Source organism: Streptomyces sp. NPDC104371 (genome assembly GCF_055583785.1).
Genome location: NZ_JBVJNF010000001.1, coordinates 787,807 through 804,161, shown reverse-complemented (window position 1 = coordinate 804,161; position 16,355 = coordinate 787,807). Strand labels below are relative to the sequence as shown.

The 16,355-nt window shown below is 72.6% G+C and carries 17 protein-coding genes; 10 read left to right on the top strand and 7 right to left on the bottom strand.

The genetic code is table 11. From position 1 onward, the window contains the following. Positions 1-360: 360 nt before the first annotated feature. The 3 genes from ACZ60T_RS03765 (at position 361) to ACZ60T_RS03755 (ending at position 2,886) form a co-directional block, all read left to right on the top strand. Entirely contained in the window at positions 361-1,746 is a 1,386-nt protein-coding gene (locus ACZ60T_RS03765) for an MBL fold metallo-hydrolase (RefSeq protein ID WP_469664126.1), read from the top strand. Continuing rightward, the gene (locus tag ACZ60T_RS03760; RefSeq protein WP_365630802.1) at positions 1,743-2,489 is read left to right on the top strand and encodes a sulfite exporter TauE/SafE family protein; all 747 of its coding nucleotides are present in this window, start codon (positions 1,743-1,745) and stop codon (positions 2,487-2,489) included. The genes ACZ60T_RS03765 and ACZ60T_RS03760 overlap by 4 nt, the downstream gene beginning before the upstream one ends. 109 nt (positions 2,490-2,598) lie before the next feature. Then, complete coding sequence (locus tag ACZ60T_RS03755; RefSeq protein ID WP_469664123.1) at positions 2,599-2,886, top strand: metal-sensitive transcriptional regulator; 288 nt, start codon at positions 2,599-2,601, stop codon at positions 2,884-2,886. A 28-nt stretch (positions 2,887-2,914) separates the two neighbouring features. Here ACZ60T_RS03755 and ACZ60T_RS03750 read toward each other — a convergent pair whose 3' ends face one another. Then, positions 2,915-4,261 carry an FAD-dependent oxidoreductase gene (locus ACZ60T_RS03750; RefSeq protein WP_469664753.1) on the bottom strand — a complete coding sequence of 449 codons (1,347 nt, stop codon included), beginning with the start codon at positions 4,259-4,261 and terminating at the stop codon, positions 2,915-2,917. A 228-nt stretch (positions 4,262-4,489) separates the two neighbouring features. Between ACZ60T_RS03750 and ACZ60T_RS03745 the strand changes: the two genes are divergently transcribed. Next, a complete protein-coding gene (locus ACZ60T_RS03745; protein WP_365630798.1) occupies positions 4,490-4,936 on the top strand; it encodes a DUF6214 family protein in 447 nt (148 codons plus the stop codon). Between the two features lie 39 nt (positions 4,937-4,975). Here the strand turns inward: ACZ60T_RS03745 and ACZ60T_RS03740 are convergent, their stop codons facing one another. The 5 genes from ACZ60T_RS03740 to ACZ60T_RS03720 all read right to left on the bottom strand — a co-directional run bounded on the left by ACZ60T_RS03740 (position 4,976) and on the right by ACZ60T_RS03720 (position 8,891). Continuing rightward, complete coding sequence (locus ACZ60T_RS03740) at positions 4,976-5,641, bottom strand: TetR/AcrR family transcriptional regulator (RefSeq protein WP_469664121.1); 666 nt, start codon at positions 5,639-5,641, stop codon at positions 4,976-4,978. 139 nt (positions 5,642-5,780) lie between these two features. Next, positions 5,781-6,479, bottom strand: a complete 699-nt coding sequence (locus ACZ60T_RS03735) for an HAD family hydrolase (protein WP_469664119.1) — start codon at positions 6,477-6,479, stop codon at positions 5,781-5,783. Between the two features lie 51 nt (positions 6,480-6,530). Continuing rightward, positions 6,531-7,232, bottom strand: coding sequence for a phosphatase PAP2 family protein (locus ACZ60T_RS03730; protein WP_469664117.1), 702 nt, complete (start codon positions 7,230-7,232; stop codon positions 6,531-6,533). Positions 7,233-7,290: 58 nt separating this feature from the next. Then, complete coding sequence (locus ACZ60T_RS03725) at positions 7,291-8,226, bottom strand: M56 family metallopeptidase (protein ID WP_469664115.1); 936 nt, start codon at positions 8,224-8,226, stop codon at positions 7,291-7,293. 116 nt (positions 8,227-8,342) lie between these two features. Continuing rightward, entirely contained in the window at positions 8,343-8,891 is a 549-nt protein-coding gene (locus tag ACZ60T_RS03720; protein WP_469664113.1) for a DUF5134 domain-containing protein, read from the bottom strand. 184 nt (positions 8,892-9,075) lie between these two features. Between ACZ60T_RS03720 and ACZ60T_RS03715 the strand changes: the two genes are divergently transcribed. The 3 genes from ACZ60T_RS03715 (at position 9,076) to ACZ60T_RS03705 (ending at position 11,974) form a co-directional block, all read left to right on the top strand. Then, positions 9,076-10,713: an FUSC family protein gene (locus ACZ60T_RS03715; RefSeq protein ID WP_469664111.1), complete on the top strand. Its 1,638-nt coding sequence runs from the start codon at positions 9,076-9,078 to the stop codon at positions 10,711-10,713. Further along, on the top strand, positions 10,710-11,303 hold the full coding sequence (locus ACZ60T_RS03710; RefSeq protein ID WP_469664109.1) for a MarR family winged helix-turn-helix transcriptional regulator: 594 nt from the start codon (positions 10,710-10,712) through the stop codon (positions 11,301-11,303). Before ACZ60T_RS03715 ends, ACZ60T_RS03710 begins: the two co-directional genes overlap by 4 nt. 104 nt (positions 11,304-11,407) lie before the next feature. Further along, entirely contained in the window at positions 11,408-11,974 is a 567-nt protein-coding gene (locus tag ACZ60T_RS03705; protein WP_469664107.1) for a GNAT family N-acetyltransferase, read from the top strand. A gap of 28 nt (positions 11,975-12,002) precedes the next feature. On the opposite strand, the gene ACZ60T_RS03700 is transcribed toward ACZ60T_RS03705, so the two are convergent. Then, entirely contained in the window at positions 12,003-12,686 is a 684-nt protein-coding gene (locus ACZ60T_RS03700; RefSeq protein ID WP_365630780.1) for a glycerophosphodiester phosphodiesterase, read from the bottom strand. Positions 12,687-13,047: 361 nt separating this feature from the next. On the opposite strand from ACZ60T_RS03700, the gene ACZ60T_RS03695 reads away from it, so the two are divergent. Genes ACZ60T_RS03695 through ACZ60T_RS03685 form a run of 3 tightly spaced genes read left to right on the top strand, consistent with a single transcriptional unit; the run spans position 13,048 to position 16,330 of the window. Then, complete coding sequence (locus tag ACZ60T_RS03695; protein WP_365630778.1) at positions 13,048-14,445, top strand: DUF6421 family protein; 1,398 nt, start codon at positions 13,048-13,050, stop codon at positions 14,443-14,445. 56 nt (positions 14,446-14,501) lie between these two features. Beyond that, positions 14,502-15,254, top strand: coding sequence for an SDR family oxidoreductase (locus ACZ60T_RS03690; RefSeq protein ID WP_365630776.1), 753 nt, complete (start codon positions 14,502-14,504; stop codon positions 15,252-15,254). Next, the gene (locus ACZ60T_RS03685) at positions 15,251-16,330 is read left to right on the top strand and encodes a threonine aldolase family protein (protein WP_469664104.1); all 1,080 of its coding nucleotides are present in this window, start codon (positions 15,251-15,253) and stop codon (positions 16,328-16,330) included. Before ACZ60T_RS03690 ends, ACZ60T_RS03685 begins: the two co-directional genes overlap by 4 nt. Positions 16,331-16,355: the final 25 nt, after the last annotated feature.

The window sequence follows — 16,355 nt, the reverse complement described above, 5'->3', positions numbered from 1 at the left end:
GTTCCAGCACCGGTCAGTGTGCACCCCACCACTGACAGTGACCGCCGGGCGCCCGCTCCCCGCAGGTCAGGGCCCGTGTCGCGGGAGATGGGGCGTGGGGAGCGTCCCCGAGGTGGGGGCGGTTCGGCGTCCCGGTCGAAGGGGCGCGGAACGCGGACTAGCGTGGAGTCATCGCCCCGGTGCGCGCGCCGTCATCGGCGCCGGGCGCGCGCCGAGCGCCCCCTCGCCCTGCCGAGCCCGCCGAGCCTGTCAGGCGCCCGTCGAGTCGCCCTCCGCAGCCACCTCCGGAATACCCCCGGGGGTAATCGTGCTAGCCTTCCCATATACCCCAGGGGGTAATTCAGAGGAAGGGAGCGTCCGGTGTTCTTCGTCGACACCCTCGAGCTGCCGGGGCTCGGCAACCGCAGCTATCTGGCAGGCGGCGCGCACACAGCCGTGGCCGTCGATCCGCCCCGGGACATCGACCAGGTCATCGCCGCGGCAGCGCGCCGCGGTGTGCGGATCTCACATGTGGTCGAGACACATGTGCACAACGACTATGTCTCCGGTGGGCTGGAACTCGCCCGTGTCACCGGCGCCACCTATCTGGTCCCGGCCGCCGCACACGTCTCGTTCGAGCGTACGCCCGTGCACGACGGCGACACGGCGGAGATCGACACGGGCCTGACGCTCCGCGCCCTGGCCACCCCCGGACACACCCCGCACCACACCTCCTACGTCCTGGAGGACTCCGGTACGGCCGTGGCGGCCTTCACCGGAGGTTCCCTGCTCATCGGCACGGTCGGCCGCCCCGATCTGGTCGAGCCCCGGCTGACCGAGCGGCTCGCCCGCGCCCAGCACGCCTCCGCCCACCGGCTGGCCACCGAACTCGCCGACGACACCCCGGTCCTGCCCACACACGGCTTCGGCAGCTTCTGCTCCTCGGCCCAGGCCGCCGGAACGTCCACCACCATCGGCAGGGAGAAGGAGGTCAACGACGCCCTCGTACGGGATGTCGACACCTTCGTCGCCGACCTGCTGGCCGGGCTGGAGGACATACCCGCCTACTACGCGCACATGGGCCCGGTCAACGCCGCCGGCCCCGCGCCCGTCGACCTGACCCCGCCCGCGCTCGCCGACGCCGAGGGCATCGCCGCGCGCCTGGCTGCGGGGGAGTGGGTGGTGGACCTGCGCAGCCGTGTCGCGTTCGCGGAGGGGCATCTGGCGGGCTCGTACAACTTCGACGCCGACGGGCAGCTCGCCACCTACCTGGCCTGGCTGATCCCCTGGGGCAAGCCCGTCACCCTGCTCGCCGCGTCGCCGCAGCAGCTCTCGGCCGCGCAGCGCGAACTGGCCCGCGTGGGCATCGACCGCCCGGCCGCCGCGGCCGTCGGCGGACCCGCCTCCTGGATACGCGCGGGCGAGCGGCCTGCCTCCTTCCGCCGAGCCACCTTCGCCGACCTCGCGGACCGGTACGCCGACGGCGAGGTGGTCGTCCTGGACGTCCGCCGCGACTCCGAACGAGCCGACGGCCAGGTCGAGGGGTCGGTGCACATCCCGATCCACACCCTGCACCGCCGACTCGACGAGATACCCGCGGGCGAGGTCTGGGTGCACTGCGCGGGCGGCATGCGCGCCGCGATCGCCGCGTCCCTGCTCGACGCAGCGGGCCGTGACGTCGTCGCGGTCGACGACGGGTTCGACTCGGCGGTGACGGCCGGTCTCACCACGCGCGGGAGCCGAGGCGACGGCGGTCCGGCCGCGTGACCACTGTGCTCATCGCGCTCGTCGCCGGTGCCCTCGTCGGACTGGCCCTCGGCGCGCTCGGCGGCGGCGGAAGCGTCCTGGCCGTCCCCGTCCTGATCCATGTACTCGGCTTCACCCCGGTCGCGGCCACCACCGCGAGCCTGCTCATCGTGACCGCGACCTCGGTGACCGCCCTGATCGCCCACGCCCGCGAGGAGAACGTGAGCTGGCGGACCGGAAGCCTGTTCGCCGCCGCGGGCATCATCCCGGCCATGCTCACCGGAGTCCTGGCCGCCCGCGTGCCCGACGCCGTCCTGACCGGCGCCTTCGCCGTCATCGCCCTGGTGGCCGCCCTGCGCATGCTGAGGCCCGCGGCCGTGGTCGACGGCGAGCGCGAGATACGGATGGCACCGGCCGCCGCTGCCGGAGCGGGACTCGGCGCGGTCACCGGCTTCCTCGGCGTCGGCGGCGGCTTCCTCGCCGTACCCGCGCTGGTGGGCGTCCTCGGCCTCAAGATGCGGCTCGCGGTGGGCACCAGCCTGCTGGTCATCACGATCAACTCGCTGGCCGCGCTCGCGGCGCGCACGGGGACGGCCCACGGGCTCGACTGGTCGGTCATCGCCCCCTTCACCGGGGCGGCCATCCTGGGCGCCTGGGACGGCAAGCGGCTCGCCGCACGCCTGTCCGGCGGCCTGTTGCAGCGGGTCTTCGCGGTCCTGCTGCTGGCTGTGGCGATCTTCATGCTGGTCGGTGCGATCGTCTGAGCACGGCGGCCCCCGGGCGGTGAGGCCGGGCATCGGTGTCATCCTTGGTAGTCGCACACGTCCCCAGGCGAGGTAGATTACCCCCAGGGGTATTTCTTAGGAGTGGATCGTGGACCTGGATCTCGCGGGCGCCGAGCTTCGCGCCGTGCTGAACCGACTGCGCCGTGCGCAGGGCCAGATCTCCGGTGTGATCCGGATGATCGAAGAGGGCCGCGACTGCGAGGAAGTGGTCACCCAGCTCGCCGCCGCGTCCCGGGCTCTCGATCGCGCGGGCTTCGCGATCATCGCGACCGGTCTTCAGAAGTGCCTGGTCGACGGCGACGGCGGCATCAAGTCGACGGAGGACCGCGAGGAACTGCGCGCGCGACTGGAGAAGCTCTTCCTGTCGCTGGCCTGAGAACGCGGCTGTGAGAAGAGGGCCTCGCTCACGGGACCTCGGTGTGCGCGGCGGCCATGAGGGACTGCCAGTCCGGCAGCTTCACCACGTTCCGCCCGAGCGACGCCCCCAGCTCCGCCTCCGCCCGCTCGATCGCCAGCCAGCCCGCCCAGTCGACGGGCGCGAGGCCGTCCGCGCGCAGCGCCGCGACCGCGTCGTCGGGCACGTCACGCCGTACGAGGCCGGGCAGGTCCTCGAGCAGTGAGGCCACCGTCTCCTTCGCGCACGGCCGGTTGGAGCCGATCACGCCCGTCGGGCCCCGCTTGATCCACCCCGCCACGTACTCACCGGGCGAGACCGCCCCGTCCCGCAGCACGCGCCCCGCCCGATGCGGCACGGTCGCGGTCCCCGGGTCGAACGGGAGCCCCTCCAGCGGCACTCCGCGATAGCCGACCGAGCGCAGCACGAGCTGGGCCTCGATCTCCTCGTACCGCCCGCTGCCCGTCACGCCGTCGCCCTGTCCGTCGGGCAGCGTCCGCTCGAAGCGCACCGCGCCCACCCGGCCCGCCTCGGCGAGCAGCTCGACGGGGCGCAGGAAGAAGCGCAGCCGGATCTGGCGCGCGGCCCCTCGCGGGGGAGCCGCGGCCCAGCCGCGCAGCACCTCGATGTTGCGGCGCTGCGGGGCGGGCAGCGCGGACGGATCGGCGTAGGCCGGATCGAGCGCCAGCTCCCGCTCGTCCACGACGACGTCGGTGTCCGGCAGGCTGCCCAGCTCACGCAGTTCCTTGGTGGTGAAGCGGGCCTGCGAGGGGCCGCGCCGCCCCACCATGTGGATCTCGGTGACCTTGCCGGCCGCCAGCGCGGTCAGTGGCGCCTGCGGCATGTCGGTGGGGCTCAGCTCCTCCACCCCGCGGGCGAGCATCCGGGCCACGTCCACCGCGACGTTCCCGACGCCGATCACGGCCGCCGCCCGCGCGCCGGGCAGGAAGTCCTCGACGGTGGCATCGGGATGCGCGCTGTACCAGGACACGAACTCGGTCGCCGACCAGCTTCCGGGCAGGTCCTCGCCCGGGATGCCGAGATGCCGGTCGGTCGCGGCGCCCACGCAGTAGACCACCGCGTGATACAGCTCGCGCAGTCGGTCGGTCGGCACACCGCCCGCGCCGACGTGGATGTCGCCCAGGAAGCGGATCCGCTCGTGCTCCAGGACCGCGCGCAGGCTGTTCTGCAAGGACTTGATCTTCTCGTGGTCCGGCGCCACGCCGTACCGCACCAGTCCGTACGGGCACGGGAGCCGGTCGAGGACGTCGACCCGTACCTCCGGATCCTGCTCGACAAGGTTCTGCGCGGTGTAGACCCCGCTGGGTCCGGAACCGACGACGGCGACATGCAGCACGGACGGAACTCCCTCGGGGAGGAGGTCGCTGGTGGGGTCCAGCATGGCACCGCGTGCGCCGAGAGGGGAGCAGTGACGGGGGAGTGGCGCTGGGCCGACGGGGTGCGATGCCCCCGGTCCGCGCGTGGCTCCCCGGTCCGGGTTTGATCGTTCACTTACGTTGCGTCTGTGCTGGAAGCTTCCCTTGAGAAACCTTCTGATCACTTTCGATCGGGCGGGGTCGTCTCCGTGTGGCCCGCCTGGGAAGTGCAGGACCACGAGCGGACCACGTCGTGGTTCAGCCTGCGACTGGACCTTCCCCAGGGGGCCGTGGTCGACGTCCTCGCCGTCGTGTCCGGCGGCTGCGTGGCCATCGAGGAGGTACGGGCGGAGCCGCCCCTCTCGCTCGACGACCTGGCGGCGCTCGCCGACCGGATCGAGGAACCGCTGCTCACGGCGTGCGGCGCCTGGCTCGATCCCGCGGAGGAGGCGGAGAGCACGGGCCGCCTCGATGTGCCGCGTGGCGTCGAGGGATGGCGTCTCGTGGCCGAGGAGTACCGCGCGGCGCAGGAGAAGGGCGCCGACCCGGTGCTCGCGGTGATGTCCGCGACGGGGCACAGCCGCCGCAGATCGCTGAAGCTGATCGGCGCGGCGCGCGACGCCGGATTCCTGACACCGCGGCACATCCGCCGCTGAGCAGGCGCCCTGCGGCGCGGGCTGTACGACCCGGCCGGTCTACTTCGGGTGACGGCGCTCCGTGGCGAAGAACCGCGCGAGATCCGCGGCGCACGCTTCGGCCGCCGCCTCGGAGTCCGGCGGGGTGCCCAGCTTCTGGTCGAGGTCGTACCGCCGGAACAGCTCGGCGCGCAGGACGGGCAGCGGCATCGGGGCGCCCGGCACCAGCGCCGCGTAGACCGAGCCCATCAGCAGGGCCCGCAGGGTCGGGTAGTCGGTGCCGGGATGCGCCGAGCCGTGCCGGGTGACCGTGTCGCGCAGCAGCTCCGCGAGGCGCTGCTGCTCGGGGCACTGCACGAACCCCTCGGCCTGCAGGATGCCCGCCATGTGCTGGCGCATGAGCACGGGGTGGTCGACGGTGAGGCCCAGGATCGCGTCGATGGCCCGCGCCATCCGCTCCCCGCCGTCCTCCGTGCGCGGCTCGCGCTCCAGGGCCTCCTCCAGCGTGCGGTGCATCAGCCGGTGCACGGCGGACTGGAGGAGCTGGCGCTTGCCGGGGAAGTAGTACGAGACCAGGCCCCGGGCGGAACCGGCGCGGTCCGCGATGTCGCCGAGCGTGGTCGCGTCGTAGCCGCGCTCGCTGACCAGTTCGACGGCCGCCTGGAGGAGCCGTTCGCGAGAACGGCGCCGCAGTTCTTCATTGACCGCGGCGCTGCGAGGGGACATCCTGGACTCCTGCGTTGACTGGCTGACAGCCAACTATACTCAGCACGTCCGGCCCGGCGTTTCGCGCTGTGGTCCGGGTGGCGGCTGCTCTGGGTCACGCGGGGGATGGCCCAGAGCAGCCGCATGTTCCACTGACGGCTCAGCCGAGCAGGTCCAGCACGGGCCGCAGTCCGTCGGGGCGTTCGGTGACCGGGCGGTGGTCGACGAAGTGCACCGCGCAGCCCAGGTCCGCCGCGCCACCGTCCGCGCGGCGGTCGTCACCGACCATCAGCGTGTCCTGCGGGGCGACGGCGAGTGCGTCACAGGCCAGGGCGAACAGCCGGGTGTCGGGCTTCTGGACGCCGTGTTCGTACGACAGCAGGTACGTGTCCACGTACGGGTCGAGGCCGTGCTCCCGGAAGACCGGCCGCAGGTCCCAGCCGATGTTGCTGACCACACCGACGGGTACCCCGCGCTCGCGCAACGCGCCGAGCACCTCGGCGGTGTCGGGGTAGGGCCGCCAGGCGGCGGGCGTCATATGGCGGTCGTACAGCGCGTCGTGGAGCCGCGGGTCCGGCAGGGGCACCTGGCGTGAGACGCCGGTGAACGCGGCCCGGTGCGCCTCGCTGCTGCGGTCACGGACCGCCCAGAGCGCGGCGAGGTCCTCGGGCAGCGGCTCCGCGGGGTGGGCGCCGCCCGCCTGCGCGCCCACCGTCTCCAGTCGCTCGGCGGCGCGCAGCAACTCCGGCTCGGGCAGGGTGATATGGGCTTCCGTCAGGATCGCGCGGAGCCACGATTCGGTCGGTTCGATACGGAAGAGGGTTCCGGAGAAGTCGAAGAGCACACCTTTGATCGTCATGGCGCCGATCCTCCGGGCGGTGTCTTCCGTGGGTCAAGAGTGGCCTTCGGGTCAAGAGTGCCCTGTGGGCCGGGCGTTGCCCGGACCGTGCCACCGCTCGTACGACGCCACCGCGAGCACGACCAGCAGCGCCCCGAACAGCCAGCCGCCCACCACGTCCGACGCCCAGTGCACACCGAGCCACACCCGGGTCAGCCCCACACCCACGACGGAGACCACGGCCACCGCGCGCGCCGTGGACCACAGGGCGCGTCCGGCGCCGTACCGGCGAAGGAGCCACAGCAGCAGGCCGCACACCACCGTCGCCGTCAGGGCGTGCCCGGAGGGGAAGGCCGCGTAGTGCGCCGAGTCGACCGGGTCGGGCCACACCGGGCGGGGTCGGCCGACCGCGGCCTTGACGGTCTGCTGCACCAGTGTGCCGAGCGCACATGTGGCCGCCACCCACAGTGCGAGCCACCAGGCCCGGTGCCGCCACACCAGCCACCCCACGGCAACCGCACAGAGGATGCGCATGGTCGTCGGGCCCCACACCCAGTCCGTCAGGATGCGGAAGGTGTGCGTGACCCCGCGGTCGGTCACCGCCCAGCGGTGCGTGGTGCGCGCGATGTCGCCGTCCAGCGCCGTCAGCGGGTGCCAGGAGGCGGCGACCAGTGCCAGGAGCAGCAGCGACGCGGCTGCCAAGGCCGTCACGGTGAGGGCCGTGGTCCGTGGGCTTCGCCGAGTCGGCGGTGGGTCGACGCGCGCGGGATGCATACGGCGATCCTCCCCGATCCGCGAGGCCGAGGGCCACCGACTCCCCTGGTCCGGCGGGTTACCTCAGAGCCCGCAGCCCCGGGACGAACGCCACCAGGACCGGGATCGCCGGCACCAGGGCCGCGGTCGCCGTCAGCCCCAACCGGTGTACCGCCGGGAGTCGTTCGGGGGGAGCGAGGAGGCGCTGGACGCGCTGGGGCACATGGGCCTCCGGGACGGCGCCGGGGCCGAACACGCCCCGGTCCTCGTTGAGTTCGACCAGCGCGAGCGCGGTTGTGAGGCGGCCGAAGCGGCGGGAGGCCACGTCGTCGGCGGCGAGTTCGACCAGCCGGTGCATCTCGTCCCGGAACGCGGCGAACACCGGGACCTGCGGGAACCCCTGGGCGAGCGCGGCCGAGGTGTGCAGCAGCCAGTCGTGGCGGGCGCGCGCGTGGCCCTGCTCATGGGCGAGTACGGCGTCCAGTTGCTTGCCCTTGAGGCGGCGCAACGCGGCCGTGGTGATGACCAGTCGAGGGGCGGCGCCGGGCAGCCACCGGGCATCCGGACGCTCCCCCTCCAGGACCACCAGCCGGTCGCCCTCGGGCTCCTCGCCGGGCAACAGCGGGGCGCGCACGAGGAGTTCGGCCCGGTCGTGCCGACGGCGCGCCCGCGCCCGCGCGATCTCCCGGATCAGCATCGCGGCGCTCCACGCCCCGCCGCAGGCCAGCAGCACGGCGATCGTCGCGGCCCAGGGGCTCCCGGTGCTCAGCGCGTAGGCGTCCACGACCGCGTGCGGCGCGGGGGCGAACACCTGGCCCCGTACCGCCACCCAGGCGGCGGCGGCGCTCAGCGTCATCGACAGCACGCAGCACACCAGGACGGCCGCCACCACGCACTGCCACACCCACAGGGCGACCACGGGTTCCCGGTCCGGCCAGTGCGCCCGTGTGAGCAGCCGCGGAGCGAGGAGGGCGGTCAGGGCGCCGAGCAGAAGCAGTGCCGCGGGGACCATCATGGGCGAAGCCTATGAGCGGTGCGACGCGGGAGATACGCGCTGTCACGGCAAAGTGACGTTCGCCACGGACGTGTCCGGCCTTGAGACGGGCGGAAGTTGGGTAAGGCGGGCGGTGCTCAGACGGTGAGGAGCATCGCCAGCATCCCGATGGCCATGGACAGGCGGCACACGCGCGCGAGTTCGGGCCGGTCGCCCCAGTTCGCGGAGTGCGTGCCCCCGGCCACCGCCGCGGCCGGTACCAGCCGCGCCCCGGACCACAGCACGTACCCGGCGAAGTAGAGCAGGAACACCCCGGTGAGGAGCGGGAGTCCGCTGGGCCCGCCGTGTCCGTGGTGGCCGGGGGAGACGGCCATCGTCGCCGCCATGTAGATCATCGCGACCGCGCCCACCAGATGGTGCAGATGGTGGGGGCGCGCGCGGGCGGCGAACAGTGCGTGGACGGCAGCCGCGCCGAAGACCACCAGGTAGGCGATCCAGGCCCAGCGCGGCGGCGCCACCACGGCGGGGGGCACGGCCATCGCCGCCATGCCGAACCCCATCAGGGCCTCGCCCCCCGCGGCCCGGCGCTGCTCCTCGACGGTGCTGCGCATGCGCAGCAGACAGTAGGCGCCGGTCGCCGCGCACAGCGCGACGAGCAGCAGGCCGGGTGCGGCCGGTCCGTGCACCGCGCAACCTCCCCGCTCGACGGGACTCGGACGGTCCCCGGGGGCATGCCCGGCACGGACGGTGCGCACCCGAGCGCACAGGGGTACGGGGGGAGCGCGGGCCGGTCCGACGCGGGTCGCGGCGCTTCGGCCTGCCGTCTTCACCGAAACCTTTTACTAGTAAAACACCTGCTAACATTATGGAATGCCCAGTGCGACTCCCCAGACCTCCCGTGTGCGCCCGCTCCCTCTCTCCGGGCTGCTGCGCCTCGGCAGGCCTTCCGACATCTGGTACAAGCCCGCGCTGAGCGTGGTCGTCGCGGTCGCCCCGCCGAACCTGACCCTGCTCGCCCTCGGCCGCCTCGACCTGGCCGCCTACACGATGGCGGGCTCGCTCTGCGCGCTCTACGCGCACAACCGGCCGTACGCGGCCCGTGCCCGCACCCTCGCCTGGGTCGTGCTCGGCATGGTCGCCGGACTCGCCGTCGCCCTGGCCACCGCGTCGCTCACCACGGACGCCGTGGTGCTCGTGACCGTCGGCGCCCTGCTCGCGGCCGTCCAGAAGATGCTCTGCGACGCCACCCGGATCGGGCCCCCCGGCAACGTCATCTTCACCTTCATCACCTCGGCGAGCCTGTTCGTCCCGCAGACCCTCGGCCAGGTGCCCGGCCATGTCGGCCTGGCCGCCGCGGCGGGCGTCTGGTCCTGGCTCGTCGGCATGGCGCCCGGCCTCCTGCGCCCGCACGGGCCCGAGCGCCGCGCCACCGCACACGCCCTGCTCGCGACCGCCGCGTTCGCCGAGACCCGGACGGCCGCGGCCCGAGCCGGTGCCGCGGCCGTCGTGCACACCGCCTGGCAGACCCTGCTGTTCACCGGCGCCCGCTCCGCGCCCCGCCGCGCCCTCGAACGGCTCGTCGTCCGTGCCGAGGTGGCGCTCGCCGCGCCCACCGACAGCGACCCGGAGCGGCTGCGCGCCTGGGCCCGCGCCCTGCGCGGCACCGGGCCCGTCCCGGAGCCGGACGACCTCGGCGACGCCGCCGACGACCTCCTCGGCGTCGAGGCCGAACTCGACAGCCCGGCCCGCCCGCTGCACCGCAGGCTCGGCCCGCTCGCCCCCCTCGCACTGCGCACCGCACTCGGCTGCGCCCTCGCCGGGTACGTCTCCCTCGCGCTCGGCATCGGCCGCCCGTACTGGGCGCTGGTCACCGCCGCCGCGCTCTACCAGGCCAATGTCACCCTCACCTGGCGCCGCGGCGTCCAGCGCGTCGTCGGCAACCTCGTCGGCGTCCTGCTCTTCGCGGCCATCGCCCCGCTCGCCCACCTCAGCGACCTCGCCCTCATCCTGTGCGGGCTCGCCTTCAACTTCGGCGCCGAGGCGCTGATCAGCCGCAACTACTGGCTCGGCAGCGTCTGTGTGACCCCGATGGCGCTGCTCATCACCGAGTTCGGCCACTACCAGGAGCCCGGCGCGCTGATGGCCGACCGCGTCCTGGACACCCTCGTCGGGGCCCTGATCGGCTTCGTCGCCGCCATCGCCGTCACCAACCGGCGCGCCGGGGACCGTATCGAGCACGCGCTCGCCACCGTGGACAGCGCCCGGGAGCGCGCCGCCGCGGTCGTGTCCGCCGAGCGGCCCGACCCCGGTGCCCTGGAGGCCGCGCGCCGCGCCCTGGTCGCCGCCGTCGTGGATCTGCGCGCCGCCGCCGACGCCGCGGCCGGTGAGTGGTGGCTCGCCGCCCTTCCCGAGGAGCGGGTGCTGCGCGCCGAGCAGGCCGGACACCGTACGCTCGCGGCGACGATACGGCGGCAGGGACTGCACATCTCGGAGGGCGCACGGACATGACGGCAGTGAACGGACGGGCGAGCACGACGGCGAGCGGCGCGGGCGCCGGGGCCGCCGGAGGGGGCGCTGCGGCCGGACGCGGTCCCGCGGGCGACACCGTCGCCGGAGTCGTGCGGCAGTGGCAGGTCGTGCACCCCCGGATCGACACCGCCCCCATGGAGATCATCGGCCGTATCAACCGCTGTGCCGCCCTGCTCCAGCAGGCCGAGGACGCACCGCTGCGCCACGCCGGGCTCACCCGGCCCGAGTTCGACGTCCTCGGCACCCTGCGTCGTACCGGCCACGCGCTGACCCCCGGCGAGATCGCCCGGGAGACGTTCTCCTCCGGCGCCGCCGTCACCAAACGCCTCAAGCAGCTCGGCGAGCGCGGCCTGATCGAACGGCACGGCGACACCCGCGACCGCCGGGTCACCCACGTCCATCTCACGGACGCGGGCCGCGACCTCGTCGACCGTGTCCTGCCCGAACAGCTCTCCTACGAGCGGACCGCCCTGTCCGGCCTCGACGACGACGCGCAACGGGGCCTCGCCACCGCCCTCGGCGAGCTGCTGGTCCAGTTGGAGGGCCGCCTCGGGGCGCCGCGCGGCTGACCGCCCCCCGCGCCGCCCACTCCGTGGACCGTTCGAACGCGGCGCGGCCGGACGATTACCCTCGTGGCTGCCCCAGCCGCGCCATCGCATCGGAGAAGCCGCCCATGGACCGTCTCACCAGCGCCGTCAGCACCGCGGACGCCCCCACCGACGTGTTGTTCCGTGACGCCGTCGAGGCCGACGCCGACGCGCTGGTCGCGCTGATCGACTCGGCGTACCGCGGCGACTCCAGCCGGGTCGGCTGGACCACCGAGGCGGATCTCCTCCAGGGGCCGCGGACCGACGCCGAGGGGGTGCGCGAGGTCATGCGGACGCCCGGCAGCAGACTGCTCGCCGTCGAGCGCGACGGCGCGATCATCGCCTGCTGCCAGCTCGAACACCGCGGTGCGCACGCCTACTTCGGCATGTTCGCGGTCAGCCCCGGTCTGCAGGGCGCGGGGCTCGGCAAGGCGGTCCTCGCCGAGGCGGAGCGGACGGCCCGTGCGGCCTGGGGCGTCCGTGAGATGCACATGACCGTGATCTCCCTGCGCCTCGACCTGATCGCCTGGTACGAGCGGCGCGGCTACCGCCGTACGGGACGGATGAGCCCCTTCCCCTACGGCGAGGAGCGCTTCGGGATCCCGCAGCGCGCCGACCTTCAGTTCGAACTGCTGGTCAAGCCGTTGGTCTGACGGCCCGCGCCGGGGCCCGGTACGCGGCTCACGCGGTGAAGCGGCCGGTGCGCTTGATCTCCGGGTGGTCCGTGGTCGCGCCGTCCAGCGCCAGGGCGCGCACGAGCCGCAGATGGTCCTGGGTGTTCACCACCCAGCCGATGATCCTCAGATCCGCCTTGCGCGCATGCTCGACCACTTCCAGGGTCAGCCGGCGGATGTTGAGGCAGACGGTCGCGGCACCGGCCGTCACGGCGCGCTCCACGATGTCGGTGCCGTAACGGCTGCCGATCAGCGCCGTGCGCACACCGGGCACGAGCCGGGCGATCTCCGCGATCGCCTCGTCGTGGAACGAGGACACCTCGACCCGGGCGACCAGGTCCCGGCGCAGCATCACCTCGGCCAGCGCCCGCGCCGCGGCCACGTCCTTGATCTCCGCCTGGAGCGGCGCCCGCACCGTGTCCAGGACCTCTTCGAAGACGGGGACCCGCTCCCCGCGGCCCGCGTCGAGCGCGCGCAGCTCGGCGAGGGTCTTCCCGGCGATCGGGCCGGTGCCGTCGGTCGTACGGTCCACCTCCGTGTCGTGCATGACCACGAGCGCGCCGTCCTTGCTCAGATGCAGATCGAGTTCGATCACATCGAGGCCCGCGCGCTCGGCGGCGATGAAGGACCGGAGGGTGTTCTCGGGCTCGACACCCATGACTCCGCGGTGACCGATGGTGAGGAAGTTCAAGGTTCAGCTCGCTTCCGTCGGCGACGACTCGGCTTGCGTGCACGGCGTTCCCCTACCCGCGGCACGGCCGCAGCCTAACGGCCCGGCCCCGCGTGAGAACCGTCCTCGCACGGCCCGAGGGGTGAGCGGACGGTGTGATTCCGGGCCGTGGGACCGGCGGTGGATCACCCCTGGGTGGGCGCGCCACACCACCGTTGACCTCACGCACCGCTGCTCTGACGGCACCTCCTGTGATGCATGACAGGAAGATGAACGGCGAGGTGGGGGCACGGCAGGATAATTTCCTGATCGTCCTCTTGCTGGGAGAAACCCTGTATGCATACGGTGTCTTAACGCGAGGTTCTCCCGTGGAGGATGGATTATGACGGAAATTCTTGTGCAGGCGGGTTCCGAAGGACAGGTTCCTTCACCTGAGAGGGTGGTCGACCATCCGGCCTGGCCCGTGCTCAAGGATGCCGTGGAGCGGATCCGGCCCTGGCAGTCCAAGGACGGTTCCATCGACTTCGACGCGGAGGGCGCGCCGGAGCGCGCGGAGGCCGACCTCGCCGTGAGCCAGGTGGCGCGGGCCGTGGAGGAGCTCTCCCCGCTGCTGCCGCACGACGCCGCGTACCACGAGGCGCTCGTGAAGGACCTGCGCCGCTGGGCCGACGAGGGCTTCAAGGTGCCCGACTTCCTGGACGCGCTGCTGGCCTTCCAGCCCGCCGCGCACCGCGAGGACGGCAGGCAGCACCTGGTCGTCTTCCCGATGTACACGCAGAACGGCAACCTCGACCGCAACCTCGAAGCGGTCGTCCTGCGCATGGTCTGGCCCGAGTGGCTCGCCGAGCTGGAGGCCACCCGCTACGACAACCCGCTGTTCTGCGGCATCACGTTCGAGGACTTCACCGGCGGCTACGACACCAACTCGGCCGTCCTGTTCCCCGAGACCGTCGCCGTGCGCGAGGCCCCCGAGAGCTTCAGCTGGGGTGCCATCTTCTGCGACCGCGAGGCCGCCCGCTTCCGCCGGGTCACCGCCGCCGCCGTCGACATCCTGGGCCTCGAACTGCCCGAGGACATCGCCGCGATGGTGCACGACCAGAAGCGCTGCCAGCAGGCCTTCGTCCTGTGGGACATGATCCACGACCGCACCCACAGCCATGGCGACCTGCCGTTCGACCCCTTCATGATCAAGCAGCGCCAGCCGTTCTGGATGTACGGCCTGGAGGAGCTGCGCTGCGACCTCACCTCCTTCAAGGAGGCCGTGCGGCTCGAGGCCGACGGCTTCCCGCAGGGCCGCGATGTGCAGTACGCGGTGCTCTTCGACCGGATGTTCCGCTTCCCGGTCACCGGCGAGCGCGTGCGCAACTACGACGGTCTCGGCGGCCAGCTCCTCTTCGCCTACCTGCACCAGCACGACGTCGTCCGCTGGACCGACAACAAGCTGCACATCGACTGGCAGCGCGCCCCCGAGATCACCAACCAGCTCTGCGCCGAGATAGAGAAGCTGTACCGGGACGGCATCGACCGCCCCAAGCTCGTGCACTGGTTCAAGGCGTACGAGCTGGTCTCCACCTACCTCGCCCCGCACCCGGCCTCCCGCTGGGCCAAGGGCCCGGACGCCCTGGACCTCACGCTGCCGCCGCGTAAGCTCGTCGACGACGTGCTGGTGGACGAGTTTCCGCTGAGCATGTTCTACGAGGCGCTCTCCAAGAAGATCAAGAAGGTGATCGCCTCGACCAAGGGCATCACCGCGGAGACCCCCGAGCAGGTCGCCGCATGAGCGTCGACGCTGTAGGTACGGGTGAGGCAGCGCAGGCTGCTCAGGAGGCGAGGATCATGCACAACGGGAACGGTCCGCTCAGCGGCGCGGTGATCGCGGTGGCCGGGGCCGGCGGGCCCGCGGGCAGGGCGACGCTGATGCGGCTCGCCGAGGCCGGGGCGACCGTCGTCGGGTCGGACAACAACCCCGAGCGGCTCGCGGAGGCCGTGGACGCCGCCTCGTACGCGCACGGCGGCGCCAGTGTCGTGGGGGAGACGGTCGACCTGCTCGACCTGCAGTCGACCCGCGACTGGGCCGACCACATCGAGAAGGAGTACGGCCGCGTCGACGGCCTCGTCCACCTCGTCGGCGGCTGGCGCGGCGGCAAGGCCTTCACGCGCAGCGGCATCGAGGACTGGGACCTGCTGGAGAAGCTCCTCATCCGCACCGTGCAGCACACCTCGCTGGCGTTCTACGACGGGCTCCAGCGCAGTGACCGCGGCCGGTACGTGCTGATCAGCGCGGCCGGGGCGTCCCAGCCGACCGCCGGGAACGCGGCCTACTCCGCCGCGAAGGCCGCCTCCGAGGCCTGGACGCTGGCCATGGCGGACGGCTTCCGCAAGACGGCCGACGAGAGCGGCTTGACGTCCGCGGCTACGATCCTGATCGTCAAGGCGTTGGTGCACGACGCGATGCGCGCCGAGCGCCCCAACGCGAAGTTCGCGGGCTTCACCGACGTCAACGATCTGGCCGAGGCCGTCGCCGGAGTATGGGACAAGCCCGCCGCGGAAGTGAACGGAAACCGTCTGTGGCTGACCGAGAAGCCGTGAACCGTCCCCGGACCGACGCGCGTCGTCACCACGACCCGCAGGTCCGCGGTTTCGCCAGCGACAACTACGCCGGGGCCCACCCGGAAGTGATGGCCGCCCTGGCGCTGGCCAACTTCGGCCATCAGGTCGCGTACGGCGAGGACGCGTACACGGAGAACCTCCAGGCGATCATCCGCGGCCACTTCGGTGCCTCGGCGGAGGCGTTCCCGGTCTTCAACGGCACCGGCGCGAACGTCATCGCGCTCCAGGCGGTCACCGACCGCTGGGGCGCGGTGATCTGCGCCGAGTCCGCGCACATCAACGTGGACGAGGGCGGCGCCCCCGAGCGGATGGGCGGCCTCAAGCTGCTCACCGTGCCCACCCCCGACGGCAAGCTCACCCCCGAGCTGATCGACCGCCAGGCCTGGGGCTGGGAGGACGAGCACCGCGCGATGCCGCAGGTCGTCTCGATCACCCAGAGCACCGAACTGGGCACGCTCTACACTCCCGACGAGATCCGCGCGATCTGCGAGCACGCCCACGCGCGCGGGATGCGGGTGCATCTGGACGGCTCCCGCATAGCCAACGCCGCCGCGTCCCTGAACGTACCGATGCGGACGTTCACCAACGCGGTCGGCGTCGACATCCTCTCCCTGGGAGGGACGAAGAACGGCGCGCTGTTCGGCGAGGCGGTCGTCGTCCTCAACCACGACGTCGTCAGCCATATGAAGCATCTGCGCAAGCTGTCCATGCAGCTCGCCTCCAAGATGCGCTTCGTGTCGGTGCAGTTGGAGGCCCTGCTCGCCAAGGACCTGTGGCTGCGCAACGCCCGCCACGCCAACGAGATGGCGCAGCGCCTGGCGGAAGGCGTGCGCGCGGTCCACGGCGTCGAGATCCTCTACCCGGTGCAGTCCAACGCCGTCTTCGCGCGCCTGCCGCACGAGGTGACCGAGCGCTTGCAGAAGCGCTTCCGGTTCTACTTCTGGGACGAGGCCGCGGGCGACGTCCGCTGGATGTGCGCCTTCGACACGACCGAGGACGACGTGGACCGGTTCGTGGCGGCGCTCAAGGAGGAGATGGCGCGCTACACGCCCTGACCGGGCGGTAGGAGCCGAACGCGTA

Excerpts from the sequence above, each read along its gene's own strand:
- ACZ60T_RS03740 (WP_469664121.1), bottom strand. The coding sequence starts at position 5,641 with ATGTCCCCTCGCAGCGCCGCGGTCAATGAAGAACTGCGGCGCCGTTCT.
- ACZ60T_RS03735 (WP_469664119.1), bottom strand. The coding sequence starts at position 6,479 with ATGACGATCAAAGGTGTGCTCTTCGACTTCTCCGGAACCCTCTTCCGT.
- ACZ60T_RS03730 (WP_469664117.1), bottom strand. The coding sequence starts at position 7,232 with ATGCATCCCGCGCGCGTCGACCCACCGCCGACTCGGCGAAGCCCACGG.
- ACZ60T_RS03725 (WP_469664115.1), bottom strand. The coding sequence starts at position 8,226 with ATGATGGTCCCCGCGGCACTGCTTCTGCTCGGCGCCCTGACCGCCCTC.
- ACZ60T_RS03715 (WP_469664111.1), top strand. The coding sequence starts at position 9,076 with ATGCCCAGTGCGACTCCCCAGACCTCCCGTGTGCGCCCGCTCCCTCTC.
- ACZ60T_RS03710 (WP_469664109.1), top strand. The coding sequence starts at position 10,710 with ATGACGGCAGTGAACGGACGGGCGAGCACGACGGCGAGCGGCGCGGGC.
- ACZ60T_RS03705 (WP_469664107.1), top strand. The coding sequence starts at position 11,408 with ATGGACCGTCTCACCAGCGCCGTCAGCACCGCGGACGCCCCCACCGAC.
- ACZ60T_RS03695 (WP_365630778.1), top strand. The coding sequence starts at position 13,048 with ATGACGGAAATTCTTGTGCAGGCGGGTTCCGAAGGACAGGTTCCTTCA.
- ACZ60T_RS03690 (WP_365630776.1), top strand. The coding sequence starts at position 14,502 with ATGCACAACGGGAACGGTCCGCTCAGCGGCGCGGTGATCGCGGTGGCC.